This window comes from Prauserella rugosa (genome assembly GCF_000719975.1).
GTDB lineage: Bacteria > Actinomycetota > Actinomycetes > Mycobacteriales > Pseudonocardiaceae > Prauserella > Prauserella rugosa.
Genome location: NZ_JOIJ01000010.1, coordinates 124422 through 149325 on the forward strand (window position 1 = coordinate 124422; position 24904 = coordinate 149325).

Consider the following 24904-nt stretch of genomic DNA (forward strand, 5'->3'; position numbering starts at 1 on the left):
GACTGCAACACGGGCCCCGGAGAACGCAACACGGCGGGCGCCTTCCCCGGAAACGCGAAAAGCGCCCACCCGTGTATCGGATGGGCGCTCTCGCGTGTTGCCCCACACCGCAGTCGATGCGAGACAGAACACTGACGTCGAAGGTCAGCGCTTGGAGTACTGCGGCGCCTTGCGGGCCTTCTTGAGGCCGTACTTCTTGCGCTCGGTCGCACGCGCGTCACGCGTGAGGAAGCCGGCCTTCTTCAGCGCCGGGCGGTCGTCGCCGTCGATCTCGGCGAGCGCACGGGCGATGGCCAGGCGCAGTGCACCGGCCTGACCCGACGGGCCGCCGCCGCGCAGGTTGGCGGCGATGTCGAACGACTCGGGCTTCTCGACCGTCACCAGCGGCTCACGGATGAGCTGCTGGTGCACCTTGTTCGGGAAGTACTCCTCGAGCGACTTGCCGTTGAGCTTGAACTGGCCGCTGCCGGGCACGAGACGCACCCGGACGACGGCCTCCTTGCGCCGGCCGACCGTTTGCGCGGTGCCACCGGCGGCGCGAGACGGCTTCGGCGCTGCCGGCGTCTCGCTCGTCACAGCCGCTTCGGTGGCGGCCTCGGTCTCGGTGCTGGTCACAGGCTGTTCCTCACTCACTTGGTCACCTGAGCGATCTTGGTGATCTCGTGGGGCTGCGGGTTCTGCGCGGCGTGCGGGTGGTCCGGGCCGGCGTAGACCTTCAGCTTCTTCCCCATGGCACGGCCGAGCTTGTTCTTCGGCAGCATGCCCTTGATGGTCTTCTCGAGCAGGCGCTCCGGCTTGGTGTCGAGCAGCTCGCCGAACGACTGCTTGCGCATGCCGCCCGGGTAGCCGCTGTGACGGTACGCGAACTTCTGCTCGCGCTTGTTGCCGGTGAGGGCGACCTTCTCGGCGTTCACGATGATGACGAAGTCACCCGTGTCCACGTGCGGAGCATAGGTCGGCTTGTGCTTGCCGCGCAGCAGCGTGGCAACCTCGGTCGCGAGCCGGCCGAGCACGACGTCCTGGGCGTCGATCACGTGCCAGGCACGGGTGACATCGCCGGGCTTAGGGCTGTACGTGGGCAAGGGTCTACCTCGTCGTCAAGATTGCTTGTGGGTACGTGCGGGCCGGCCGCAAACACTCGGCGCGCGCACAGACTACGAAGATACCCGGTCGCTTCGGAGCGCATGGAGGCGGGGTCCGATGGGCGGCTCATCCTAATGCCGGCCACCGCATCCTCCCGACAGGCCGCCTCGGCGCGTCGAGGAACCGCTACCCGCAGTCTACGACCCTGGTCGGCGGTCGATTCGGGGCGCCCTCGGACGTCGCCGCGCCCTCTGCCGCACACACGAGAACGGGCCCGGCCGTGAGAGGCCGGACCCGTTCCATGTATCCGTCAGCCGGTGGCCGTGCCACCAGGACTGCCCCCAGAGCTGCCCCCAGAGGCTGCGGTGAAGCAGGCTGATGTCAGCCGAACATCCCCTGGATGCCCTTCTCCGTGCCCTGGTAGCCGTCGGCGATCTGCGGCAGAGCGGTGGCGATCTGCGCGAGAACCTGCTTGAGCTCCTCGAGCGACTGGTTCCAGTTGTTCTGAACCTCGTTCCAGGCCTGCATCGCGTCACCTTCCCAGCTCTCGACGAGCGGGGCGAGCTGGCTCTTCAGCTGCTCGAACAGGTTCTCCAGCTCGCCGCCGGTGGCCTTGCAGTCCTCGGCAGCGGTGTGGATCGTTGCGTAATCAACCTTGATACCGGACATGTCTACCCTCCAGAAAGTCTAAGAATGAAGTGAATCGGGTCGCGAACGAATCAGAGGCCGCCGAGGGCGTTGGAGATGCTGCCGATGGCCGACTGCTGCTCCTCTTCCGCCTGCTGGTACTTGACACCGGACTGCTGAAGCAGCTCGGCGATGTCCTGCAGCGCCTGGTTCAGCTTCATGTTCTTCTCGTCGAACGCGTTCATGACGTTCTGGAACGCCTGCGCAGCCTCGCCGCCCCAGCCGGCGCGGGTCGCCTCGATGCGGTCGCGCAGCGTCGACATGTTCTGGTCCATGGCCTGCTTCGTCTCTTCGACGTCGCGGTACGCCTGCTGGAACTGTTCCGGAGTCCCTGTAAAGCCGCCTGCCATTGGGATGACCCCCTTCGTCAGTGGTTCAGTCGAGTACTTCCTTGCTGGTACTGACCCTACGACGAAGACCCTGCCATGGTTGGTTCCACGATGTCCCGCCGGTTCCGTAAGTAGTTGCTCCAGTAAACGCCGAAACCTGGAACCGAACGGAACCGAACACGTTTACGCAGGTCAGAGCTCTGCGAGCGCGTTTCGCATTCGGTTTCGCACATGCACAGCGGACGCGGGTTACGTCGAACGTGGCGTCAGTTCGTGAATTCGAGGGTCTGGACAATCTGTTCGCAGCCCGCGGCGACTTCCTTCTTGGCCTTGTCGGTCTGGCAGCCGACGCTCACCTGGACCGAACCGTTCGCGAGGATGTACCACCGCACGGGCTCGGCGATCCCGTCGAGCTTCTCCGTGTAGTGAATGGTGTCGCGGCCCGCGAACCCGTGGTGTTCCTTGAAACCGCGGTACTTGTCCGGCCGCGCCGCCCCATCCTGGCGGATCTCGTCGAACAGGCGCCTGCGCTGCTTTCCGGCGTCGAAGTCCTGCTGGATCTGCTGGACGACGACGAGGTCCGAACCGGAGGAGTCGGCCGGGCCGTACGTGATGTTGGCGCGTTCGACGTTCTCGTCGAGCTGTTTCCAGCCCTGCGGTGCGATGAACGAGTACGAGAACCGGGAGACCCGCGTTCCCTCGGGTTCGTCCTCCCTGATGACGAAGAACCACACGGCGGCCGCACCTGCCAGCAGCACCACCAGGCCGAGCGCCGACCACACCAGTGCCCGCTTCCGGCCGCCGTTCGTTCCGGTGCCGGCGCCCTCGCCGCCGGGCTCACCCGAGCCCGCGGTGGAGGAGGCCGCGGTGTAGGAGGACGCGGCGAAGCCGGGATGCTGCTGGGCGAACCCGCCGCCGTGCGGTGTTCCCGGCCCAGCCTGCCCGTGCCCGCCCTTTCCGGGGCCGCCCTGTCCGTGCCCGCCCTGAGCGTGGGGAGCAGGAACGCCGGGACGCGGCGTCTGCGGGCTGTGCGGACGCCTGCCCGCCTGCGACCCCGACGGATGCTGGCCCGACGGATGCTGGGGCGGCTGCGTGCCCGGATGGTGGCCGCCGGGCTGCTGTGGCCGGTACGGAGCCGTGTTCGGCCCCGACTGTGCTCCGTACGCACCGGGACGGGCGCTGCCCGCCGACTGCCTGCCCGTCCCGTGTGGACCGTGGGGCTGCTGCGGCGCGGATTCCGGCCTGCGCACGACGGAGGTGGCCTCGTCCCCTGCGCCGGGCAACGCGCCGGGCACCGCTCCGCCGCGGTCGGGGATCACCTGTACGGCACGCAGCGCACCGCGTGCCACGACGGTCTCGGGCTGGTCGAGGGTCGTGGGCACGACGCCGGTCCGCTCGTGGATGAGCCGCGACAGCATCGGGATCCGGCTCGATCCGCCGACGAGGAAGATCGCCGTCAGCTGCTTCGGCCGCAGCCCGGCCTCCTCGATCGTCGCGACCGCGAGTTCGACGGCCCTGCCGAGCGGGGCGGCGACCAACTCCTCGAGTTGCTCCCGCGTCACGTGCGCGTCGGCGAACGGCGGCGGCATCGGCACGTCCGTGTAGGCGTGCCGGGACAACGTCTCCTTGGCGCCGCGCACGTCCTGCCGCAGCACGCGTCTCCTGCGCCGGTCGGCCAGTTCCCTGCCCTGGACCAGCTGCTCCCACGCATCCCTGTCCGCCGACGAGACGAGGGAACCGACGTGCTCCAGCAACGCCTGGTCGATGTCCGCACCGCCGAAGCCCGGGTCGCCGCGGGTGGCGGGGACCTCGAACGCCGTCCTGCGGTTCTGCGACTCCGTGCGGCGCACGACGCTCACGTCGATCGTGCCGCCACCGAAGTCGAACACCGCCAACGTGTCCCCCGGCTTGCCGGTGAACGCGACGGTCTTCTCCGGGTTGTCGTGGGCCGGTGCGTACGTCGCGGCGTGGAAGACCGCGGCGGCGACCGGCTCCGGCACCAACGCGACCTCGTGCCCGAGACCGCTCGCGGCCTGGCGCAGCAGCCGGGTGCGCACCGCACCCCAGTCCGCGGGATGCGTGAGGACCAGCAGGTCGATCTCCGCACCCGCCGCCAGCCTGCGCGCCTCGCCCACCGCCCTGGACAACACGGCGCGCACGACGTCGACGACGTTCAGCACGGTGTCGCCGAGCAGCAGTTCGCCCTCGTCGATCCGGCGTTTCGGCGTCGGCTCGAACCGGGCGGGATCCACCGCGGCCTGCCGCTCGGCCTCCTGGCCGACGAACAGCGTGCCGTCGGCGTGTGCGTACACGGCCGACGGCATCAGCGGCTGGCCGTCGATCACGACGACCTGTGGCTGCCGTTCCCCGATCGCGGCGACGACGCAGGTGCTCGACGTGCCGAAGTCGATCGCGACGCGAAAAGTCACCGGTCGCTCCCCACGTCAGGAACGACCGGTGACCACGGCGTCGGCGCGTGGATCACTCGGGATTGATCCACGACACGTGCATGAGCTGCTTGCCGACCTTGCGGCTGACCAGGTTGCCGCGGCCGGGCGGCATCGGGCTGGCCTTGACGTTGCCCAGCAGCGTGCCCTCGTCCTTGGAACCGCTCATCACGATGCCCGGCATCGCCAGCTCCTTGAGCTTGCCGATGATCGGGTCCATCCCGGTACGCGCGGCACCACCGGTGCGCCTGGCGACCACCATGTGCAGGCCGACGTCCTTGGCCTGCGGCAGGTACTCGGCCAGCGGACGCAGCGGGTTGCTCTGCTGCGTGGCCACGAGGTCGTAGTCGTCGACGATCACGAACAGTTCGGGGCCCTGCCACCACGACCGGTCCTTGAGCTGCTGCGGCGTCACGTCCGGGCCGGGCAGGCGCTTCTGCATCGACCCGGCCACCTCCTTGACGATCCCGTCGAGCTGGTTGGCAGACACCGCGTACGCCAGCAGCTGGTCCCCCTCGACGAAACCGAGCATCGTGCGCCGGTAGTCGACGAGGATGATGACCGCCTCCTGCTTGGTGTAGCGGTCGGTGATCCCGCGGACGATCTGCCGCAGCAGGTTCGTCTTGCCGGACTCGCCGTCGGCGTATGCCAGGAAGTGCGGGTCGGCGTTGAAGTCGAGGTAGACGGGCGCCAGCTCGTCCTCGTTGACGCCGATGGGCACCAGCTTGGAGTCGCGGCGGTTGTCGATCGCCAGCAGGTCCTCGTACGGCATGAAGTCGGGCAGCAGCCGCACCTGCGGTGCCTTGCGGCCCTGCCACGCGGAACTGATCTTGGCGACCGCGTCGGCGACACCGTCACCGACGGTCGTCGCGTCGCTCGACCCGTCGATCCGCGGCAGACCGCCGAGGAAGTGCAGCTTGTCCCGGGTCAGACCGCGACCGGGACGTCCGGCGGGCACGTTGACCGCCGTGCGCCGTTCGATGTCGGACTCGCTCGGGTCACCGAGCCGCAGCTCGAACCGGGTGCCGAGCATGTCCTTGATGGCGGGCCGGATGTCGGCCCACCGGTTGGACGCGATGACGACGTGCACGCCGTAGGCGAGGCCCTGGACGGCGAGCTTGGTGATCTGCGGTTCGAGCTCCTCGAAGTCGTCCCGCAGCGCGCGCCAGCCGTCGACGATGAGGAACGCGTCGCCGAACGGGTCTTGCTCGTGGGTGATGTCGCCGCGGCGCTTGCGGTTGCGGAAGTCGGCCATCGAGTCGACGCCCAGTTCCCCGAAGCGCGCTTCCCGCTCGGCGGCCAGGGTCGTCAGCTCGGCGACGATGCGGCGGGCCTTGTCCGGGTCGCGCCTGGCGACGGCCACCCCACCGACGTGCGGAAGACCGTCGAGCGAGGCGAGCGTGCCGCCACCGAGGTCGATGGCGTAGAACTGCGCCTCCTCGGGCGTGTGCGTCAACGCCATCGACATCACGAGCGTGCGCAGCATCGTCGACTTACCGGACTGTGGACCGCCGACGACGGCGCCGTGACCGGCACCGCCGGAGAAGTCGGCCCACAGCGGGTCGCGCCGCTGCTCGTACGGACGGTCCACGATGCCGAGCGGCACCTGCAGCTTGCCGTTGCCGAAGAAGCCGACGGGCGACAGTCCGCGTTCCTCGGTCGGGTTGAGGTTCGGCAGGAGCGTGTCGAGCGAGTTCGGCTCGTTCAGCGGCGGCAGCCACACCTCGTGCGCGGGCGGACCCTGCCCGACGAGCCTGCTGACGATGACGTCCAGCTCGCTCGGCTCGACGGCCTCCTCTGACTCGGGCTGCTGCGGCTTCTCCGGTTCCGGTTCCGGCTCCGGTTCGGGTTCCTTCGGCAGCTCGACGTAGTCGGGCACGAACATCTGCGGACGCTTGTCCGCACGCACCACCTTGGCGCCGGGTGCGGCCGCCTTGATGCCTGCGGGGCGGTACGGACCCGAGACGTAGGAGGCCTTGAAACGTTCGAGCGTCGAGGTGTCGTACTTCAGGTAGCCACCACCGGGCACCGACGGCAGTTCGAAGGCGTCCGGAACACCGATCGCCGCGCGCGACTCGGCGGCGGAGAAGGTCTTCAGGCCGATGCGGTAGGACAGGTGGGAGTCCAGGCCGCGCAGCTTGCCCTCCTCGAGCCGCTGCGAGGCAAGCAGCATGTGCATCTGCAGCGAACGGCCGAGCCGGCCGATCGCGACGAACAGTTCGATGAAGTCGGGCTTCTCGCTGAGCAGCTCGGAGAACTCGTCGACGACGATGAACAGCGCGGGCAGCGGGTCGAGGTCGGCACCGTTCTCGCGGGCCTTCTCGTACTCCCACACGTTCTTGAAGTTGCCGCCGTTCTTGAGCGCCTCCTGCCTGCGGTTCATCTCGCCGGCCAGTGCGTCCTTCATGCGGTCGACCAGCGTGACCTCGTCGGCCAGGTTGGTGATGACCGCCGACACGTGCGGCGCCTTGTCGAGGCCGAGGAACGTCGCACCACCCTTGAAGTCGACGAGCACGAAGTTCAGCGTCGTCGACGAGTGGGTGGCGAGCATGCCCAGCACGAGCGTGCGGAGGAACTCGGACTTACCGGAACCGGTCGCACCGATGCACAGGCCGTGCGGGCCCATGCCCTCCATGGCGGCTTCCTTGATGTCCAGCTCCACCGGCTGGCCCATCTCGCCGACGCCGAACGGCACGCGGTAGCGGTCGCGCACCGGGCGCGGGCGCCAGGCCTGCTGCACGTCGAACGTCATCGGGTCGCCGGGAATGCCGAGCAGTTCCAGCAGCGACGGGTTGGACAGCAGCGGCTGTTCCTCCCCGTCCTCGGCTGCGGCACTGCCGACCCGGTAGGGCGAGAGTTTGCGGGCCAGCGCCTCGACCTCGACGAGGCTGAGCGTGTCGGGCTCGCCGAACCACTCGACACCGCCCGCGCTGCGCGCACCGAGCCGTTCGGGCTCGACCACCAGGCGCAGGCCGCGGCGGGCGGCCAGGTTGCCGATCGTGTCCGACAGGTCGATCAGCGTGACGCCGACGAGCCCCTCCTCCAGGAGGATCTGCTCCTCGCCGGTGACGTCGGCGTCGTCGAGCACGACGACGATGTGCGGCTGGTCCGGCGGCGGCGTGGCGTTACGCGAGAAGCGCTGCCTGTCCCGCAGCTCGTCCTCGAGCCACGCCTCGATCTGGCCGAGCGACCCGGCCATCATGCGCAGCTGGCCGATGCCGTCGGACAGCGTCGGGTGCTGCGTGTGGGGCAACCACTTGGCCCACTCCCACTCGGCCTTCGACCGACCCGTCGAGGCGACGGCGATGAGCACGTCCTCCGGGCTGTGGAACGTGACGAGCTGGGCGAGCATCGCGCGCGTCAGCCCGCGGGTGAGCTCGCGATCGCCCTGCATGCCGACGGCCGCGAACCCACGCAGGGTGATCTGCGTGGGCAGGTCGGGGACGATCGAGTGCGCGCGCACGAACCGGCGCAGGGCCAGCGTCGCGATCGGTTCGAGCTCGTCGACCGGACCGGTCTGCGGCGGGACGAGCCTGGTCGCCAGCCGGTGCGCACTGCGGCCGACCCGAAGGTGGAGGAAGTCCTGGTCGTTCTGCCTGCGCTCCCACATGCGCCGCGTCGCCGCCATGGACCACAGGGTCTGCGGGTCCGGGTGCACCCACTCCAGTGACGCGCGCTGCTCCTCCATCGCCTCGCGGGCGCGCTCACGCATCTGGCCGAGGTACCGCAGGTAGTCCTTGCGGTCCTCGTTCATCTCGGCCTTCTTCTGCTGACCGCCGCGGCCCCCACCTGCGAACATGCCGACCATCGACATGACCATCATCATCGGCATCATCATCATGAAGGGGCTCGGCGCCTGCCCCTCCTGCAGCCGCGGAACCATGATCATGCCGACCATGCCGAGCATCGCCACGATCATGACGACCGGCAGGATCTTCATCATGATGTTGCCGGGGATGGCGCGTGGCACCTCGGGCGGCGGCTCGAGGTGGACCTCGCCGCCCGGCGGGCGGGGCGCAGCAAGGCGTGGCGACCGCTTGAACTGCAGCGTGCTCACCGAAAAGACCCCTCTTCAAGTCGGCTATTCAAGTCGGCATGCGACCGGCGACATGCTGGCCGAGCTCACACGGTAGCGAACGAGGGCAAGTCGTGATCGGCAGACCGGCGAACTCGCACGGGTTCGGCCGAATCGCCCCCGCGCCGGCTCCTCGTGCGTTAAGACTGCATGCGCCGCCATGACCTGCCGTCAAGGCAGATGCAGACGTCCGGGGCGGCGAACGGTATGTTGCCGTGCGCGGTATAAGTACCGAGGCAGCGATACATCCAGGTAGGGGGCTAGAAGGTGGCAACGGGCACGACCGTATTCAGTCGGGTGACGGTGGTGGCACCGAACACCCGGATCGACGTCGCACTGCCGGCCGACGTGGCCGTTGCGGACCTGATGCCGATGTTGCTGGAGATGGCCAAGGAGACCTCTCCCGACGGAGGCGCCCGGCACGGCGGGTGGGCGTTGGCCAAGCTGGGGGACGCGCCGCTCGACCCGAGCAGGACGCTGGCCTCGCTCGGCGTCGTGGACGGTGAGCTGCTGCAGCTGCGCAAGCGCAACGAGAACCCGCCGCCCCCGCTCTACGACGACGTCGTCGACGCGATCGCCGAGGCCGATCCCGACGGCTTCCGCCCGTGGAGCAAGGAGACGGCCCTCAAGATCGGCCACGCCGCGGGTGGCCTCGCCGCGGTCCTCGCCGCTCTGTCGATCTTCCTCGGCGGCGTGTTCGGCGTCGGCGAGAGCAGCATGTACCCGATGTTCGCCGCGATCGCGGCGGGCGTGCTCGCCATCGCCTGTGTCGCACTCGGCGCCACCCTGGCCCGCGCCTACCGCGCGGTCTCCACCGGCGTGCTGATCTCGGCCGCGGGCGGGCTTCCCATGGCGTTCGTGGCCGGGTTCTTCATCGTCCCGCTCGACACGTCGATCCGCCCCAACCTGCTGCTCGGCAGCGCGTTGGTCGTGGTCGTGGCAGCCGCGTCGATCATGATCACCGGCACCGGCCTGACCACGTTCATCGCCGCCGCGACGGCGGGCGTGTTCGGTGTGCTGTCCTTCCTCGTCGCGACGCTGCTGGGCGACGAGCCGGCTCACGCCATCGCCGCGGGTACCGCCGCCGTGGCGCTCGGCTGCATCTCGGTGCTGCCGAGGGCGACGATCTGGCTGGCCAAGCTGCCGCTGCCGACCGTCCCCGGCACCGCGGACGAGCTCAAGGAAGACTCCGAGATCCCGGACTACTCGGACATCGAGCAGCGCACGAGCGCGGCCCACAACTACATGACGGGTCTGCTCGTCGGCTGCGGCGCGGTCACCGCACTCGCCGCGATGATCTCGGCGACCGCGCCGAACATCTGGGGCGTGCTGACCGGTGCCGTCGCCACCGCGGTGCTGCTGCTGCGCGCCCGCACCTACGCCAACGGTGCGCAGGCCATCGCACTGCTGGTCACGGGCATGGTCTCCGCCGCGGGCATTCTCGTCGGCTGGCTGCAGAACGCCGACCCGTTCGACCAGCTGCTGTGGGGCGCGGTCGCCTTCGTGGTGCTGGCCGCGGGGTCGGTCGTGCTCGGCGCGGTGGTGCCGAACCAGCGCTTCTCGCCGCCGATCCGCCGCACCGTCGACATCATCGAGGCCATTTGCATCGCCGCGGTCCTGCCGCTCGCGCTGGCCGCCATGGAGCTCTACTCCTACTTCCGCCACCTCGACCTGCTCGGCTGAGGCCGCAGCGGGCGAAGGCGGACAAGAGAAGCCGGCAAGGGGGTTTCGGGTGCGTTCGGTCGGTACACGTTCACGCGGCGGGGCGCGGCGCGCGTCGGCGCTGCTGCTCACGGCCGCCATCGGCGCCACGGTGGCCGGGCTGCCCGCCCTGCCCGCGTCGGCCCAGTCGGCCGACTGGACGCCGCCGGTGGACTCCGGGCTGCCGAGCCCCGCCTCGCTGCGCAGCGACTCGCCGCCCGAGAACTACCAGAAGAGCACCGAGTGCGTGGCGGCCGCGGAGCTCGACGAGGTCGAGCAGCTGCGCAACGCCCCGTGGGGTCAGCAGTACCTGCGCCTGGACGAGGTGCACCGGATGATGGAGGCACAGGGCATGCAGCCCGGTGCAGGCCAGACCGTCACGGTCATCGACACCGGTGTCTGGGACGGGCATCCCTACTTCAACGGCAGGGTCGAAGGCGTGCTCGACCTGGTGAACCAGGAGACCGACTACGGCCCCGGCGTGCTCGACTGCGACGGGCACGGCACCGAGGTCGCCGGCATCATCGGCGCGAAGACCCCCAGCGACGTCGGCTTCACGGGCGTCGCTCCCAACGTCAAGATCAAGTCCATCCGCCAGTCCAGCGAGGCCTACGAGAAGGTCGAGGAAGAGGAGACCCCCGCCCCGGGTCCCGGCGATCAGGGCGGAGGCCAGGGCGGCAGGCCCGGCGGCGGCGACGGTGGCGGCAACGGCGGCGGCCCCGGCGGTGGGGACACCGGTGGCGAGGGCGGCAACGGCGGTGACGGCGGCGACGGAGGCGGCACCGGCGGTTCCGCGGCCACCGACTCGTCGCAGCGGCAGGCGGAGAGCAAGGAAGGCGCGGGCACCCTCGCCTCGCTCGCCGCGGCCATCGTCAAGGCCGCCGACGTGAGCCAGGGCGGCGTGATCAACGTGTCGATCAACAACTGCCAGCCCGCCACCGGCCCGAACCAGATCGACCAGGAGAACAAGAAGCTCCAGGCCGCGGTGAAGTACGCGACCGAGGAGAGGAACGCGGTCGTCGTCAGCGCCGCAGGCAACGTGGGCCAGAACTGCGAGCAGAACACCTCGGCCGACAGCCCCAGTTCCTACGTCTCGCCGCCGATCTTCTCCGACCACGTGCTGTCGGTCGCCGCCATCGACGAGAGCGGCGGGGCGGCGAACTTCAGCATGAACGGGCCGTGGGTCAGCGTCGCGGCGCCCGGCACCGACATCATCTCGCTCGACCCGGCGGAAGGCTCCGACCGGCTGGTCAACCAGACCATCGACCCCAACGGCGAGGCCGCACCCATCGAGGGCACCAGCTTCGCCGCGCCGTACGTCTCCGGGGTGGCCGCGCTCGTGCGGCAGATGTATCCGAAGCTGACCGCCACGCAGGTCATGGACCGCATCAAGTACACCGCGCACCACCCGGCCGCTCCCGACGGACACGACCAGTACATCGGCCACGGCGTCATCGACCCGATCGCCGCGCTGACCGCGAACGTGCCGTCCGAGGAGAACGCCGAGCCTGTCGTTCCCCAGGCGCTGCCCGACGACCTGCCGCCCGCCGACACGACGAACTGGACGCCGTTCGCGGTCGCCGTCGGCGGCTCGGCGGGTGCGCTGCTGGCGATCGGGGTGACGATGTTCGTCGTGCACACCGTGCGGCGGAACCAGAAGCCGGCCAAGGACGCCAAGGTGGCCGGCTCGGGGTCGTAGGACACCCGGCCTTGCCGAGCCCGGCGGCCGCAGACCTCCGCGGGAGGCGCGGCCCGCCTGATCCACAGGCAGGCCGACCAGGCCCGGTTGGCTGGCCCATGGCGCTGCCGGGGTGCTCGTCTGCACCGAGCCGGAGCGGTCTGTCCTCCAGGTTTCGCGGCGCCCGCTTCGGCGGTGCCTCGTCGGAGTGACCACGGCGAACGCAGGCGGCCTCGTCCGCGGAGGCCCCGGCTGAGCTCGCCTCGCAGGGAGCCGCACCCGGCCCGCCGTTCCCACACCGGGCCGGGCTTCGACACCGACCGGGCTCCCCGAGTTGTCCACAGGGGTGTCCACAGGTGGAAACAGCCGTGGCCCCGCGGCGACGTCGTCGCTCACGGGGCCACGGCCCTCAACTCGATCCGCGGGTCGATCAGCCTCCCGGCGCGGCCGCCCCACCCTCAGGCGCGTTCGGCGCGACCTGTACCGAGTCGTACGTCTTGCGCACGTCCTGCGGGTTCAGGGACGCCCCGGCGGGCAGCATCTTGATGATCGTCTCGGGTGCCGGCTGGAACAGGTTCTCCCCCAGCCCCAGCCACTGCGCCGTGGTGACGTTCGGGATGCCGTACCGGATGCCCCGGTCGGAGATCAGCTGCAACGGGCCCTTGCCGAACGTCTCCTTGCTCGTGGCCGAACGGACCGGAGCGGCGTAGCCGGGCTGCATGTAGAACTGGTCGACCTTGTTGTAGCCGTCCGGCGCGGCCGTGCCGACGTCGATGGGCTTCGCGCCGTTCGGCAGCGGCGAGGTGCGGTGCACGTAGACCGTCGTGAACGAGTCGCGGGCCGCACCCTCGCCCTGGACCTTCCAGCCGAGGCAGGTGTGCGGGCTCAGCTGCTGGTCGACGATCTCGATTCCCTCGGAGGGGAAGTGCTCGGTCTCGATGCGGCGCGGATCGTTCACGCCGAGCTTCGGCGCGTTCGAGATGTCGGCCAGCGACACGTCCCGCGGCGTCTCACTCGTGCCGGACTGGTTGCTCGCGAGGATGACGTTGGCGGCACCCTCGGAAACCTCCTGGATGCCGTCCTTGAGGACGACGTACAGCGTCTCCGCACCCGCGTCGACCACGTTGATGATCGAGCCGACCTGCGGGGAGGCGGGGCCGATGTCGTAGTTCGGCGATTCCTGCGCCCCGTCGATCTGGGGGGCCACGAGCTGGCCGGTGGCGTTCGGGATCGCTTCGAGCAGGCTGGGCGAGACCTTCCGCGCCTGCTGCGGGTCGAGGCCGAAGGCGCTGGTGACCGGGTCGTCCGGGCTCAGGTCGACGAGCGCCTTCACCGCGTTGCCCGGCCCCGCCTGCGTGTTCTGCTGCCGGTAGATCAGGTACGTCTCCTCGCCGTTCTGGGCGAGGATCGCCTGGTTCTGCGGGAGCTCGTCCTTCGCCTCGCCCGCCGAGACGCCCGCGAGCACCTGACTCTTGACCGTGGCCTCCTGCCGCGCCGTCTCGGGAGGCAGCGAGTCGTCGTAGTCGAGCGCGTCGCACACGGCCCACTGGCTGCGGATCGTCTGGTCCTGGCTGGGCAGCAGCGGCGGGCCGTCCGGGATGCCGCGGAGCCGAGCGCGCGAGATGTCCGTCAACTGTTCGTCGGGAACCACCTGCGGTTCGAGCCCGTCGCCCTCGGGCGGCTGCGGTGCGGCCCCGCCCTCACTGCTCTCCTGCGCCTGCGCCATCGACAGCAGCTTCGCCGAGGCGACGTTGAACGTCGGGATCAGCTGATCGCCGCCCTGGTTGACGACGTAGACCTGACCGGACTGCTCGCTGATCACGATGCCACTGTCCGGAACGCTCGGTGCCGGCTTGAAAATGCCGAACACCAGGAACCCCAGACAGCCGAGGGCACCGAGGACGACGCCGACCGTGGTGGCACGCCCGTGGGTTCGCATCGGGTCGTGCAGCATGACCGGGTCCTTGCGCACCAGCGCCGACTGCATCCGCCGCAGTACGAACCGGTACGCCTGAACCTGTGACTTTGTTGTCGGTGTTGACGGCATTCTCGCCCCACTGCCTCCCCATCGCGATACGGTTCCGCAGGATAACCGTGCGGGACCGGCTGGTGTTGGTTTCTACCAACACCCGCTAGTCTGCGACTCCCCGGGATGGCTGTTTTCGCTGCGTGTCCGTCTCACACGGGCCCGCGGCGGGGCGATCCGCAGGCCCACGGCGGGCGAACGCGAATCGCTCACGGCCGCTTCCGGGGGACACGCGAGTGACAATGAGGGGAAGAAGCCAGCGGATGTCCGTCACCACGCCGCCTCCACGCTCATCGGGCCCACCGCCTCCCGGAGGGCGGCCACCGGGACCGCCGCAGCGTCCGCAGGGACCCGCGGGTCCGGGTCGTCCCGGCCCCGGAGGCCCGGCAGGTCCCGGAGGCCCGGCTGGACCGGGAGGTCCCGGCCCGGGCGGACCCGCACCGAAGGGGCCGGCAGGCCCCGGCAAGCCGCCTGCCCCCTCCGGTCCCGGTGGCCCCGGCCGTCCGAGTGGCCCGAGTGGTCCAGGTGGTCCGGGAGGTCCCGCAGGACCCGGCGGAGGCGGCCCCCAGCGGCCCGGCGGTCCGCAGGGACCGGGCGGGCCCGGCGGCGGACGTCCCGGCCCGGGAGGACCGAGCGGTCCGGGAGGTCCGGGTGGCAGTGGCCCCGGCGGTCCCGGTGGCCCCGGCGGACCTGGCGGACCTGGCGGCCCCGGTGGCAGTGGTCCCGGTGGCCCCGGTGGTCCGGGAGGCCCTGGCGGTTCCGGTGGTCCGGGAGGTCCCGGAGGCCAGGAGCCGACTCCGCCGAAACCCCCGGAACCACAGCCCCGCAACGCCCCGCCCGCACACAAGCGGACCCACGGTGCGAGCCTCGGCCCGTTCCCGGTGATGAACGTCGTCCTCGTCGAGGTCGGGCTGGCGATCGGGCTGATCCTGCTGGCGATCAGCCAGTCGCTGCTGTGGGTCGGCGTCGGCATCCTGGGCGTGACCGTCGTGCTCGCCCTGCTGCGCTGGAACGGCCAGTGGTTCACCCAGTGGGCGGGCCTGACCACGCGATACACGTTCCGCACGCGGGCACGCACCGCGACGCCGCCCCCTCCGAAGTCCATCGAAACGGTGGCCGACGAGGAGGAGACCGTCATCGGCGGCGACGACGTGCGCGTCAACCTGCTGCGGCTGGCGATCCCCGGCCTGATCGTGGCGCACGGCAAGGACCACGAACACTCCGACGTCGGCCTCGCCTGGCACGACGGCACGTGGACGGCCGTGCTCCTCGTCGAGCCGACGCCCGCACTCATCACGCAGGCGGGCGGCGCACCGAGCCTGCCGCTGTCGGCGCTGGCTCCGTGCCTCGAGGACCGCGGGGTCGTGCTCGACTCCATCCAGATGACCTGGCACTGCTACCCCGGCAGCGCTGCGCTGCCCGCCGACTCGCCCGCGCTGAGCTCGTACATGGAGGTCCTCGGGCCGCTTCCCGCCGCCGCGCGGCGGACCACGTGGATCTCGCTGCGACTGGACCCGAAGCGCTGCGCAGCGGCGGTGCAGGAACGTGGCGGCGGCGTCGTCGGCGCCCACCGCGCGCTGATGGGTGCACTGTCGCGAGTCCGCAATGCCCTCGAGTCCAACGGCGTGCCCACGCGGCCACTGAACGCCGACGAGCTGCTGCGCGCCGGGGTGTCGGCCGCCGAGCTCACCGGGGTCGTCGGCTCCGGGCAGAAGGTGGCGCTCAAGGAGAAGTGGACGGGCGTCACGGCCGCGGGCATCGGGCACGCCAGCTACGCGATCACGGGCTGGCCGAAGGGCAAGGTCACGGCGAACCTCAACGCGTTGACCAGCGTGCGGGCGCTGTCGTCCACCGTCGGCATGTCGATCTCGCCCGCCGAGGACGAGGGCAAGGTGTCGCTGCGCGGCGTGGTGCGCGTGAGCGCCCGTAACCCGCGCGAGCTCGACGCCGCCGACCAGCGGCTCGACAGCCTCGCCGAGCGGGTGGGTGTCACGCTGACCCCGCTCCGTGGCAAGCAGACCGAGGGACTGGCCGCGACGATCCCGCTCGGAGGCAACGCATGAGCCGGGCCGGAACGACGCGCGCGCAGCGAGGGGGAATCGAGAAATGAGCCGACTGCAGGACCCCACAAAACTCGACGGCGTGGCGCCCGAGTTCGTCGCCGATCCCGCACTGCTGGACGCCGTCAGCCCGTCGGGCGACCGGGGCGGCATCATCCTCGGTTCCGGGCTGCAGGGCGAGCCACTGACGGTGTCGGCGCTGCGTTCGGTGCCGACCCGCATCGTGCTTGTCGGCGGGCTGTACCTGGCCCGTCAGGTGGCCATGCGGGCCATGGCCGTCGGCGCGTGGTGCATCGTCGCCACGGGACGTCCGGCGGCATGGCACGTGCTGCAGAAGGCCGCCGGCACGCAGAACGGCCAGCCGTCGCCGCTGGTACAGATCCGCAGGCTCTCCCCCGTCGAGCTGCCAAGGCCGTCGGAGGACGCACCGCTGCTCGTGGTCAACGACGGCGGGCCGACACCGCAGGACCTGTTCCCACCACGTTCGCCCTGGCAGACGACGGTGTACGTGCTGCCGTACCTGCACCCGCAGGCCACGGCGGTCGCCAACGGCGCCGACCTCGTCCTCATGCAGCGGCTGCCCGCGGGCCAGGCCGACCTGGCCGCACAGATCTGGCGACTGCCCCAGCAGATGAGCAGGCAGTTGACGACCCTCAAGGACGACCAGGTGGTGGCGCTCGGCCGCAACCTGTGGCGCCCGCTCCGCCTCGTCACCACCGGCAAGGAGCAGGCCATCCTCGGCCCCGTCCGCCGAGGCGACTGACTGCCCGCGTTTCAAAGCCCCCGAGGGCCCCATGGTTGCGTTGAACGCAACCATGGGGCCCTCGGGCGCATTGGGGTCAGGCGCGCGGGGTGTCCCGGAGGGCTCTCGTTTGGGTTGCCCTGGTGGCCAGGTGGGCGTCCGGGGGATAGTCGATGGCCACGAGGGTCAGCCCGTGCGCGGGGGCGACCGCGCTCTCCCTGACCTGGCTGTCCAGCACGCGGTGCGGCCACTCCACGTCGCGCCTGCCGTCGCCCACCATCAGCAGCGCACCGACGAGGCTGCGCACCATCGAGTGACAGAACGCGTCGGCCGAGACCTCGGCGTGCACCTCGTACTCGCCCACCCTGCGCCACGTGAAGCGCTGCAACTCCCGGATCGTCGTCGCACCCTCGCGATGCTTGCAGTAGGCCGCGAAGTCCTGCAGGCCCAGCAGGTCCTGAGAGGCCTGCTGCAGGGCGTCGACGTCCAGCGGGCGCGGATGGGCCAGCGTGTCCCTGCGCCGCAGCGGGTCGACGCCCCAGGGCGCGTCGGACACCTGGTAGCGGTAGTGCCGGCGGACGGCGGAGAAGCGCGCGTCGAAACCGTCCGGGGCCACGCGCGTGTCCAGCACGCGCACGTCGGGCGGCAGGATGCGGTTCCACCGGTGACGCATCCGGTCCAGGTCCGGCAGGCCACGCTCGTCGACGGTCAACCGGCGCGACGTCGGCTGCCCCTCGTACGGCTCGACGTCGACGTGCACCACCTGCCGCGCGGCGTGCACTCCGGCGTCGGTGCGCCCGGCGACGACCACCGACCTGGGCACGGCGGCCCCCGGAGGCTGCTTCGCGAGCGCCTCCTCCAACTCCCCCTGCACGGTGCGCCTGCCCGGCTGGCGCGCCCATCCGGAGAAGTCCGTGCCGTCGTAGGAGACCTCCAGACGCAGACGAACGAGCCCGCCCTCCCCAGTGGGAACGGCGGGCTCGTTCGATGCGGAACTGCCTGTCAGGCTTCGTCCTTCTTCTCGGACTCGGCCTTGTCGTCGGCCTGCTCGTCCGACTCGGCGGCCGGGCTGTCGGCCGAGTCGGCGCTGTCAGCCGAGTCAGCGCTGTCCGCGGAGTCGGCGGAGTCCGCGGACTCTGCGCTCTCCGCGCTCTCGGCGGCCTTCTCCTCGGTGGCCTTCTCGTCGGCCGCGAACTTGGTGCCGCGAGCCTTCTCGGCCTCCGACGTCACGGTCTTCTCCGCCACCAGCTCGATGACCGCCATCGGGGCGTTGTCGCCCTTGCGCGGCAGCGTCTTGGTGATGCGGACGTAGCCACCGTTGCGGTCGGAGAAGTGCGGGCCGATCTCGTCGATCAGCTTGTGCACGACGTCCTTGTCGCGGATGGTCCGCATGATCTGACGCCGGTTGTGCACGTCGCCGCGCTTGGCCTTCGTGATCAGCTTCTCCGCGAGCGGCCGGACACGCCTGGCCTTGGCCTCGGTGGTCGTGATCTTGCCGTGCTCGAACAGCGACGTGGCCAGGTTCGCCAGCATCAGCCGCTCATGCGACGGCGATCCACCGAGACGGCGTCCCTTGGTGGGGGTGGGCATCGGTTCTCCTCGTTAGCTTCTCAGCTGTCAGACCCGGTGGCCGGCCGCTGGGCGCGACCGGCCACCGTCGTCGGGTCTTACAACTGCTCCGTCTCTGCGTAGTCCTGGCCATCGTCGTGGCCATCGTCGGACAAGCCACCGGGAACGCCGACGGACATGTCGTCGCCCCAGCCCTCGCCACCGTCGTCGTAGTTGGCGGCCGCGGTCGTCGGGTCGAACCCGGGCGGGCTGTCCTTGAGCGCGAGGCCGAGGCCGACGAGCTTCATCTTCACCTCGTCGATCGACTTCGCACCGAAGTTGCGGATGTCGAGCAGGTCGGCCTCGCTGCGCGAGACCAGCTCGCCGACCGTGTGAATCCCCTCGCGCTTGAGGCAGTTGTAGGACCGCACCGTCAGGTCCAGGTCCTCGATCGGCATCGCGTAGGCGGCGATGGTGTCCGCCTCCTGCGGCGACGGGCCGATCTCGATGCCCTCCGCGTCGACGTTGAGCTCCCTGGCGAGGCCGAACAGCTCGACGAGCGTCTTGCCCGCCGACGCGACGGCGTCGCGCGGCGTGATCGACGGCTTGGTCTCCACGTCCAGGATCAGCTTGTCGAAGTCGGTCCGCTGCTCGACACGCGTGGCCTCGACCTTGTACGTCACCTTCAGCACCGGCGAGTAGATCGAGTCGACCGGGATCCGGCCGATCTCGGCACCCGCCTGCTTGTTCTGCAGGGCAGGCACGTAGCCGCGGCCGCGCTCGACGACGAGCTCGACCTCGAGCTTGCCCTTGTCGTTCAGCCAGGCGATGTGCAGATCCGGGTTGTGCACGGTCACACCGGCCGGCGGGACGATGTCCGCCGCGGTGACCTCACCGGGGCCCTGCTTGCGCAGGTACATGGTGACGGGCTCGTCCTCCTCGGAGGACACCACGAGCTCCTTGAGGTTCAGGATGATCTCGGTGACATCCTCCTTCACCCCCGGGACGGTGGTGAACTCGTGCAGGACGCCGTCGATACGGATGCTCGTGACAGCAGCACCCGGGATCGACGACAGCAACGTGCGCCGAAGCGAGTTGCCGAGCGTGTAGCCGAAGCCCGGCTCGAGCGGCTCGATGGTGAACCGGGACCGGGTCTCGTTGACCGTCTCTTCGCCGAGAGCCGGTCGCTGGGAAATCAGCACTGTTCCTTGTCCTTTCCTGCCGGCGCCCGCCATATGACGCCGAAAGGGGTGGCGGAGCGGCGGCGCGGATCGGCCGCGCCGCCGCCGGCGATCACTTCGAGTAGAACTCGACGATCAGCTGTTCCTGCACCGGGACCTCGATCTGCGCGCGCTCGGGCAGCTGGTGCACGAGGATGCGCAGCGACGAGGGCACGACCTGCAGCCAGGCCGGGACGGGGCGCTCGCCGAGCGCCTCCTTCGCGGCCACGAACGGCAGCATCTGCGCCGACTTGGGGCGCACGTCGATGATGTCGAACTTCGACACCCGGTAGCTCGGCACGTTCACGTTCTTGCCGTTGACCGTGAAGTGGCCGTGGCTCACGAGCTGACGAGCCTGGCGACGGGTCCGCGCGATGCCTGCGCGGTACACGACGTTGTCCAGACGCGACTCGCAGATCTGCAGCAGGTTCTCGCCGGTCTTACCGGGCCGCTGGGCGGCCTCTTCGTAGTAGCGGCGGAACTGGCGCTCGAGCACGCCGTAGGTGTGGCGGGCCTTCTGCTTCTCCTGCAGCTGAAGCAGGTACTCGCTCTCCTTGACCCGGCCGCGGCCGTGCTGGCCCGGCGGGTAGGGACGACGCTCGAAGGCCTGGTCGCCGCCGATGAGGTCGGTCTTGAGGCGACGCGACAGACGCGTCGCGGGGCCGGTGTAACGAGCCATTTCTGTTTACTCCTCCCCGTTCCTCAGACCCGACGACGCTTCGGCGGGCGGCAGCCGTTGTGCGGCTGCGGGGTCACGTCCTGGATGGTGCCGACCTCGAGGCCGGCGGCCTGCAGCGAACGGATCGCGGTCTCGCGACCCGAGCCCGGGCCCTTCACGAACACGTCGACCTTCTTCATGCCGTGCTCGGCGGCCTTGCGGGCGGCGTTCTCGGCGGCCATCTGCGCGGCGAACGGCGTGGACTTACGCGAGCCCTTGAAGCCGACGTGGCCGGACGAGGCCCACGAGATCACCGCACCGTTCGGGTCGGTGATGGAGATGATCGTGTTGTTGAACGTGCTCTTGATGTGAGCGTGCCCGTGGGCAACATTCTTCTTCTCTTTGCGGCGCACCTTCTTGGCGCCGCCACTGCGGGGTGGCATTCGGGTGATCTCCTCGTTAGCGCGAGTGCTTCTCGTCGGCGGCCGCGGCGGCTTCCTGGTGTCCGCGCCGGATGATCGTTCCGGCGTCGGAGTACAGCTCGCGGAGCGCCATCGGACGGGCGTACAGCGACTTCGGCGACGTCGCGTGGTTGCGGCGGGAACCGGTTCCCATCCGCATGGCACGCCGCTTCGTGCGTACGACCGTCATCAGCGGCCTGCCTTCTTCTTGCCGGCGACCGTCTTCTTCGGGCCCTTGCGCGTACGCGCGTTGGTCTTGGTGCGCTGACCGCGGACCGGAAGGCCACGGCGCCAGCGGAGACCCTCGTAGCAGCCGATCTCGATCTTCCGACGGATGTCGGCGTTCACCTCGCGGCGGAGGTCACCCTCGACCCTGAAGTTCTCTTCGATGTGGTCACGCAGCTTGACCAGGTCGTCGTCGGCGAGGTCCTTGACCCGGGTGTCCGGGTTCAGGCTCGTCGCGGCGATGATCTGCTTCGAGCTGGTGCGGCCGATGCCGTAGATGTAGGTCAGCGCGATCTCCAGCCGCTTCTCGCGGGGAAGATCGACGCCAGCGAGTCGTGCCATTGGCGCTTGATGCTCCTTCGAGTTCGTCTTCAGGTCTGCTCCCCGACCACTTCCGGGACGACTCGCGTCTCCGCCCGCTCTCGCGAACGGTGTCCCGGCCCCGGCCTGAAGTCCCGGGGGTCGAACCCGACCGGTGTCACCCGGTTCGAGCAGGTTCGGGGAGGTTGAGGTGTCACAGTGTCAGGTCACTGTCGACAAGTGACGAGCTGCGTCAGCCCTGGCGCTGCTTGTGGCGCAGGTTGTCGCAGATCACCATGATCCGGCCGTGCCGCCGGACGACCTGGCACTTGTCGCAGATCTTCTTGACGCTCGGCTTGACCTTCACGTCTCCTGCTTTCGTCGTGTCGAATAACCGTGTGCCCTAGCGGACTAGGACGCCGCAGGTATCCGCCACGCTCTCCGTGATCACTTGTAGCGGTAGACGATGCGACCACGAGACAGGTCGTAGGGCGAGAGCTCCACGACCACCTTGTCTTCAGGCAGGATGCGGATGTAGTGCTGCCGCATCTTGCCGCTGATGTGGGCCAGGACCTTGTGGCCGTTCTCCAACTCGACGCGGAACATCGCGTTGGGGAGCGGCTCGATCACGCGGCCTTCTACCTCAATGGCCCCGTCTTTCTTCGCCATGTACTCCGCAATTCGTGATTGGTTGAGCGGTGCTTACCTGGACTGGCGCACACGCCTCACCGATTCCGACACGCGGTCAGACCGCAGGGAGTCGCGAAACCGAAACTCCGCTACCTGCCGTGACCAGGTGCCCCAGGAATCGGCGTGGAAGGCACGCCAGCTAGACAGTTTACGCACCCCGTGTCACGACTCCCAAACCGGGGCCGCTTGTGGTAGATGCGGAGCGCTCAGGAGGCCTGCTGCTCGGGTGCCGTGAGCACCCAGGGGCCGTCCTCGGTGACCGCGACGGTGTGCTCCCAGTGCGCGGCGCGGGACCCGTCGTCGGTGATGACCGTCCACCCGTCGTCGAGCTCGACGGTGTCGCCCGAACCACCGGTGAGCATCGGCTCGATCGCCAGGGTGACGCCCGGCCGCAGCTCAGGGCCGCGTCCCGGCTTGCCGACGTTCGGCAGGAACGGCTCCATGTGCATCTCGCGGCCGATGCCGTGTCCGCCGTACTCCTCGATCATGCCGTAGTCGACGCCGTCCTCGAGGCTCCTGCCCAGTGCCTCGGTCTCGATGGCGTGCGAGATGTCGGTCAGCCTCGCGCCCGCCACCGCGGCGTCGATCCCGGCCTGCATCGCCGACCTCGTCGCGGCCGACAGCTTCCGGTCGGGCTCCCTCACGTCCCCGACACAGATCGTGACCGCCGAATCGCCGTGCCAGCCCTCGAGGATGGCCCCGCAGTCCACCGACAACAGGTCGCCGTCCGCGAGGACCAGCTCCGCCGACGGGATGCCGTGCACGATCTGGTCGTTGACCGACGCGCAGATCGATCCGGGAAAGCCGTGGTAGCCCTTGAACGAGGGCACGGCGTCGGCATCCCTGATGAGTTGTTCGGCCAACGCGTCCAGTTCGAGCGTGCTCACCCCGGGCTTGGCCGCCTCGGTGACGGCGGCGAGCGTCCGGGACACGATCAGCCCCGCCGCACGCATGGCTTCGAGCTCACCACGCGACTTGGCTGGGATCGAACCGCCGCGGCGAACCCACCGCGGCATACGCAGGCCGAGCAGATTCACGAGTTCTTGCCGAGCCCGTCCAGCACACGCTGCGAGACCTCGTCGACCTCGCCGACACCGTCGACGGTTACGAGGATGTCCGCGTAGTACTCCAGCAGCGGCGCGGTCTCCTGACGGTAGACCTCCTGGCGGCGACGGATGACGTCCTCGGTGTCGTCACTGCGGCCGCGGGCCAGCAGGCGCTCCACCAGCTCGTCCTCGCTGACCTTCAGCTCGATCACGCCGTCGAGCGCCGTGTTCTGCGCGGCCAGCATGTCGCCGAGCTCGTCGGCCTGCTTCGTGTTGCGGGGGAAGCCGTCCAGCAGGAACCCGGCCTTGGCGTCCGGCTCCTCCAGCCGCTCGCGCACCATCTCGTTGGTCACGGAGTCGGGCACGAGCTCGCCGGCGTCCATGTACCGCTTGGCCTCCTGGCCCAGCGGCGTCTCGTTGCCCACGTGGGCGCGGAACAGATCACCTGTCGAGATGTGCGGAACGCCGAGCCGCTCGGAGAGAGCGACGGCCTGCGTTCCCTTGCCCGCTCCGGGAGGACCAACAAGGAGCACACGCGTCATCGGAGGAACCCTTCGTAGTTGCGCTGCATGAGCTGGCTTTCGATCTGCTTCACAGTGTCCAGTCCGACACCGACCATGATCAGGACCGCCGTTCCGCCGAACGGGAAGTTCTGGTTCTGACCTTCACCGGTGATGGACAGGAAGAAGTTCGGCAGGATTGCCACGATGCCAAGGTAGATCGAGCCCGGCAACGTGATCCTGCTCAGCACGAAGCGCAAGTACTCGGCGGTCGGCCTGCCCGGACGGATACCCGGGATGAAGCCGCCGAACTTCTTCATCTCCTCGGCGCGATCGTCAACGTTGAAGGTGATCGTGATGTAGAAGTACGTGAAGAAGATGATCAGGGCGAAGTACAGGATGATGTGCACCCAGCTGCCCTGGTCACTGACGTACGTCTGGACGAAGCGCTGGAAACCCGACGCATTGTTCGGGTCTCCGATCATGTTGCTCAGCAGGTCCGGCAGGTACAGCAGCGACGAACCGAAGATGACCGGGATCACACCCGCCTGGTTGACCTTGATCGGCAGGTAGGTCGAGGTGCCGCCGTACATGCGACGGCCCACCATCCGCTTCGCGTACTGCACCGGGATCCGGCGCTGGCCCTGCTCGACGAAGATGACGCTCGCGATGATCAGCAGTGCCAGCAGGCAGACGAAGGCGAACACGACAGGCGTGTTCTGGCTGAGGATGTTCGCACCCTCTGCCGGGATCTGGGCGGCGATGTTCAGGAAGATCAGCAGCGACATGCCGTTGCCGATGCCGCGCTCGGTGATGAGCTCGCCCATCCACATCATCACCGCGGTGCCCGCGGTCATCGTCAGCACCGTCAGCGCCATGGCGACGACGCTGTTGTCCGGGAAGATCTGCTCGGTGCAGTTCGGGAACATCCCGCCGCGCTCTGCCAGCGCGATGACGCCGGTGGCCTGCAGGATCGCCAGCGCGATCGTCAGGTACCGCGTGTACTGCGTGAGCTTGCTCTGACCGGACTGGCCCTCCTTCTTCAGCTCCTCGAAGTGCGGGATGACCACCGTGAGCAGCTGCACGATGATGCTCGCCGTGATGTACGGCATGATGCCCGTCGCGAAGATGGAGAGCTGGAGTAGCGCACCACCGCTGAACAGGTTCAGCAGGGAGTAGAAGCTCTGCGTCTCGACCTGCGCCTGACAAGCCTGCACGCTGTTGTACGACACGCCAGGCGCTGGGATGACCGCGCCGAGTCGGTACACGGCGACGATCATCAACGTGAACAGGATCTTCTTGCGCAGGTCCGGCGTGGCGAGAGCCGAGCGGAAGGCGCTGAGCACGCGGGGGACCTCCTCGACGTCGCCGGACGTGCCGGCGATCGGCTTGGCCGACGGTCTTTCTCCGCCGACGGGACAACTCAAC

The 24904-nt window shown here is 69.4% G+C and carries 23 protein-coding genes; 4 read left to right on the forward strand and 19 right to left on the reverse strand.

What is annotated here, in order from left to right; translation table 11 throughout:
• Positions 1 to 144: 144 nt before the first annotated feature.
• From rpsI to IF64_RS0115630, 6 genes are all read right to left on the reverse strand, one after another.
• On the reverse strand, positions 145 to 615 hold the full coding sequence (gene rpsI, locus IF64_RS0115605; RefSeq protein WP_036876771.1) for a 30S ribosomal protein S9: 471 nt from the start codon (positions 613 to 615) through the stop codon (positions 145 to 147).
• Positions 616 to 629: 14 nt separating this feature from the next.
• Positions 630 to 1082 carry a 50S ribosomal protein L13 gene (gene rplM, locus IF64_RS0115610; RefSeq protein WP_030532852.1) on the reverse strand — a complete coding sequence of 151 codons (453 nt, stop codon included), beginning with the start codon at positions 1080 to 1082 and terminating at the stop codon, positions 630 to 632.
• A 382-nt stretch (positions 1083 to 1464) separates the two neighbouring features.
• A complete protein-coding gene (locus tag IF64_RS0115615; protein ID WP_030532853.1) occupies positions 1465 to 1752 on the reverse strand; it encodes a WXG100 family type VII secretion target in 288 nt (95 codons plus the stop codon).
• A gap of 50 nt (positions 1753 to 1802) precedes the next feature.
• Positions 1803 to 2120, reverse strand: a complete 318-nt coding sequence (locus IF64_RS0115620; protein WP_030532854.1) for a WXG100 family type VII secretion target — start codon at positions 2118 to 2120, stop codon at positions 1803 to 1805.
• Between the two features lie 245 nt (positions 2121 to 2365).
• A complete protein-coding gene (locus tag IF64_RS0115625; protein ID WP_030532855.1) occupies positions 2366 to 4528 on the reverse strand; it encodes a type VII secretion-associated protein in 2163 nt (720 codons plus the stop codon).
• A gap of 52 nt (positions 4529 to 4580) precedes the next feature.
• Positions 4581 to 8603 carry a type VII secretion protein EccC gene (locus tag IF64_RS0115630; protein WP_030532856.1) on the reverse strand — a complete coding sequence of 1341 codons (4023 nt, stop codon included), beginning with the start codon at positions 8601 to 8603 and terminating at the stop codon, positions 4581 to 4583.
• 285 nt (positions 8604 to 8888) lie between these two features.
• Here IF64_RS0115630 and eccD point away from each other — a divergent pair, with 285 nt between their 5' ends.
• Together eccD and IF64_RS0115640 are read left to right on the forward strand one after the other, a co-directional pair.
• Complete coding sequence (gene eccD / locus IF64_RS0115635) at positions 8889 to 10304, forward strand: type VII secretion integral membrane protein EccD (RefSeq protein WP_036876773.1); 1416 nt, start codon at positions 8889 to 8891, stop codon at positions 10302 to 10304.
• Positions 10305 to 10353: 49 nt separating this feature from the next.
• Positions 10354 to 12021, forward strand: coding sequence for a S8 family serine peptidase (locus IF64_RS0115640; RefSeq protein ID WP_030532858.1), 1668 nt, complete (start codon positions 10354 to 10356; stop codon positions 12019 to 12021).
• 409 nt (positions 12022 to 12430) lie between these two features.
• Here the strand turns inward: IF64_RS0115640 and eccB are convergent, their stop codons facing one another.
• On the reverse strand, positions 12431 to 14047 hold the full coding sequence (gene eccB / locus IF64_RS0115645) for a type VII secretion protein EccB (protein WP_030532859.1): 1617 nt from the start codon (positions 14045 to 14047) through the stop codon (positions 12431 to 12433).
• 863 nt (positions 14048 to 14910) lie between these two features.
• Here eccB and eccE point away from each other — a divergent pair.
• Both eccE and IF64_RS0115660 read left to right on the forward strand, forming a co-directional pair.
• Positions 14911 to 16089, forward strand: a complete 1179-nt coding sequence (eccE, locus tag IF64_RS0115655; RefSeq protein WP_051757897.1) for a type VII secretion protein EccE — start codon at positions 14911 to 14913, stop codon at positions 16087 to 16089.
• A 43-nt stretch (positions 16090 to 16132) separates the two neighbouring features.
• Complete coding sequence (locus IF64_RS0115660) at positions 16133 to 16849, forward strand: hypothetical protein (RefSeq protein ID WP_030532860.1); 717 nt, start codon at positions 16133 to 16135, stop codon at positions 16847 to 16849.
• Positions 16850 to 16925: 76 nt separating this feature from the next.
• Here the strand turns inward: IF64_RS0115660 and truA are convergent, their stop codons facing one another.
• The 12 genes from truA to secY form a co-directional block, all read right to left on the reverse strand.
• The gene (truA, locus tag IF64_RS0115665) at positions 16926 to 17834 is read right to left on the reverse strand and encodes a tRNA pseudouridine(38-40) synthase TruA (protein WP_211252594.1); all 909 of its coding nucleotides are present in this window, start codon (positions 17832 to 17834) and stop codon (positions 16926 to 16928) included.
• Positions 17831 to 18418: a 50S ribosomal protein L17 gene (rplQ, locus tag IF64_RS0115670; protein ID WP_030532862.1), complete on the reverse strand. Its 588-nt coding sequence runs from the start codon at positions 18416 to 18418 to the stop codon at positions 17831 to 17833. Before rplQ ends, truA begins: the two co-directional genes overlap by 4 nt.
• A gap of 77 nt (positions 18419 to 18495) precedes the next feature.
• Positions 18496 to 19578 (reverse strand): DNA-directed RNA polymerase subunit alpha, encoded by a 1083-nt coding sequence (locus IF64_RS0115675; RefSeq protein WP_030532863.1) that lies wholly within the window; start codon positions 19576 to 19578, stop codon positions 18496 to 18498.
• A gap of 91 nt (positions 19579 to 19669) precedes the next feature.
• Positions 19670 to 20275, reverse strand: a complete 606-nt coding sequence (rpsD, locus tag IF64_RS0115680) for a 30S ribosomal protein S4 (protein ID WP_030532864.1) — start codon at positions 20273 to 20275, stop codon at positions 19670 to 19672.
• A gap of 23 nt (positions 20276 to 20298) precedes the next feature.
• The gene (gene rpsK / locus IF64_RS0115685) at positions 20299 to 20697 is read right to left on the reverse strand and encodes a 30S ribosomal protein S11 (RefSeq protein WP_030532865.1); all 399 of its coding nucleotides are present in this window, start codon (positions 20695 to 20697) and stop codon (positions 20299 to 20301) included.
• A gap of 16 nt (positions 20698 to 20713) precedes the next feature.
• The gene (locus tag IF64_RS0115690; protein WP_030532866.1) at positions 20714 to 20905 is read right to left on the reverse strand and encodes a hypothetical protein; all 192 of its coding nucleotides are present in this window, start codon (positions 20903 to 20905) and stop codon (positions 20714 to 20716) included.
• Complete coding sequence (gene rpsM, locus IF64_RS0115695) at positions 20905 to 21282, reverse strand: 30S ribosomal protein S13 (RefSeq protein ID WP_030532867.1); 378 nt, start codon at positions 21280 to 21282, stop codon at positions 20905 to 20907. Before rpsM ends, IF64_RS0115690 begins: the two co-directional genes overlap by 1 nt.
• Before the next feature lie 211 nt (positions 21283 to 21493).
• Positions 21494 to 21607, reverse strand: a complete 114-nt coding sequence (gene rpmJ / locus IF64_RS0115700; protein WP_024876314.1) for a 50S ribosomal protein L36 — start codon at positions 21605 to 21607, stop codon at positions 21494 to 21496.
• Positions 21608 to 21687: 80 nt separating this feature from the next.
• Entirely contained in the window at positions 21688 to 21909 is a 222-nt protein-coding gene (gene infA, locus IF64_RS0115705) for a translation initiation factor IF-1 (RefSeq protein ID WP_030532868.1), read from the reverse strand.
• Positions 21910 to 22136: 227 nt separating this feature from the next.
• The gene (gene map, locus IF64_RS0115710) at positions 22137 to 22946 is read right to left on the reverse strand and encodes a type I methionyl aminopeptidase (protein ID WP_051757908.1); all 810 of its coding nucleotides are present in this window, start codon (positions 22944 to 22946) and stop codon (positions 22137 to 22139) included.
• A gap of 17 nt (positions 22947 to 22963) precedes the next feature.
• Positions 22964 to 23518 (reverse strand): adenylate kinase, encoded by a 555-nt coding sequence (locus IF64_RS0115715; RefSeq protein WP_030532870.1) that lies wholly within the window; start codon positions 23516 to 23518, stop codon positions 22964 to 22966.
• The gene (gene secY / locus IF64_RS0115720) at positions 23515 to 24822 is read right to left on the reverse strand and encodes a preprotein translocase subunit SecY (RefSeq protein WP_030532871.1); all 1308 of its coding nucleotides are present in this window, start codon (positions 24820 to 24822) and stop codon (positions 23515 to 23517) included. The genes IF64_RS0115715 and secY overlap by 4 nt, the downstream gene beginning before the upstream one ends.
• Positions 24823 to 24904 lie beyond the last annotated feature (82 nt).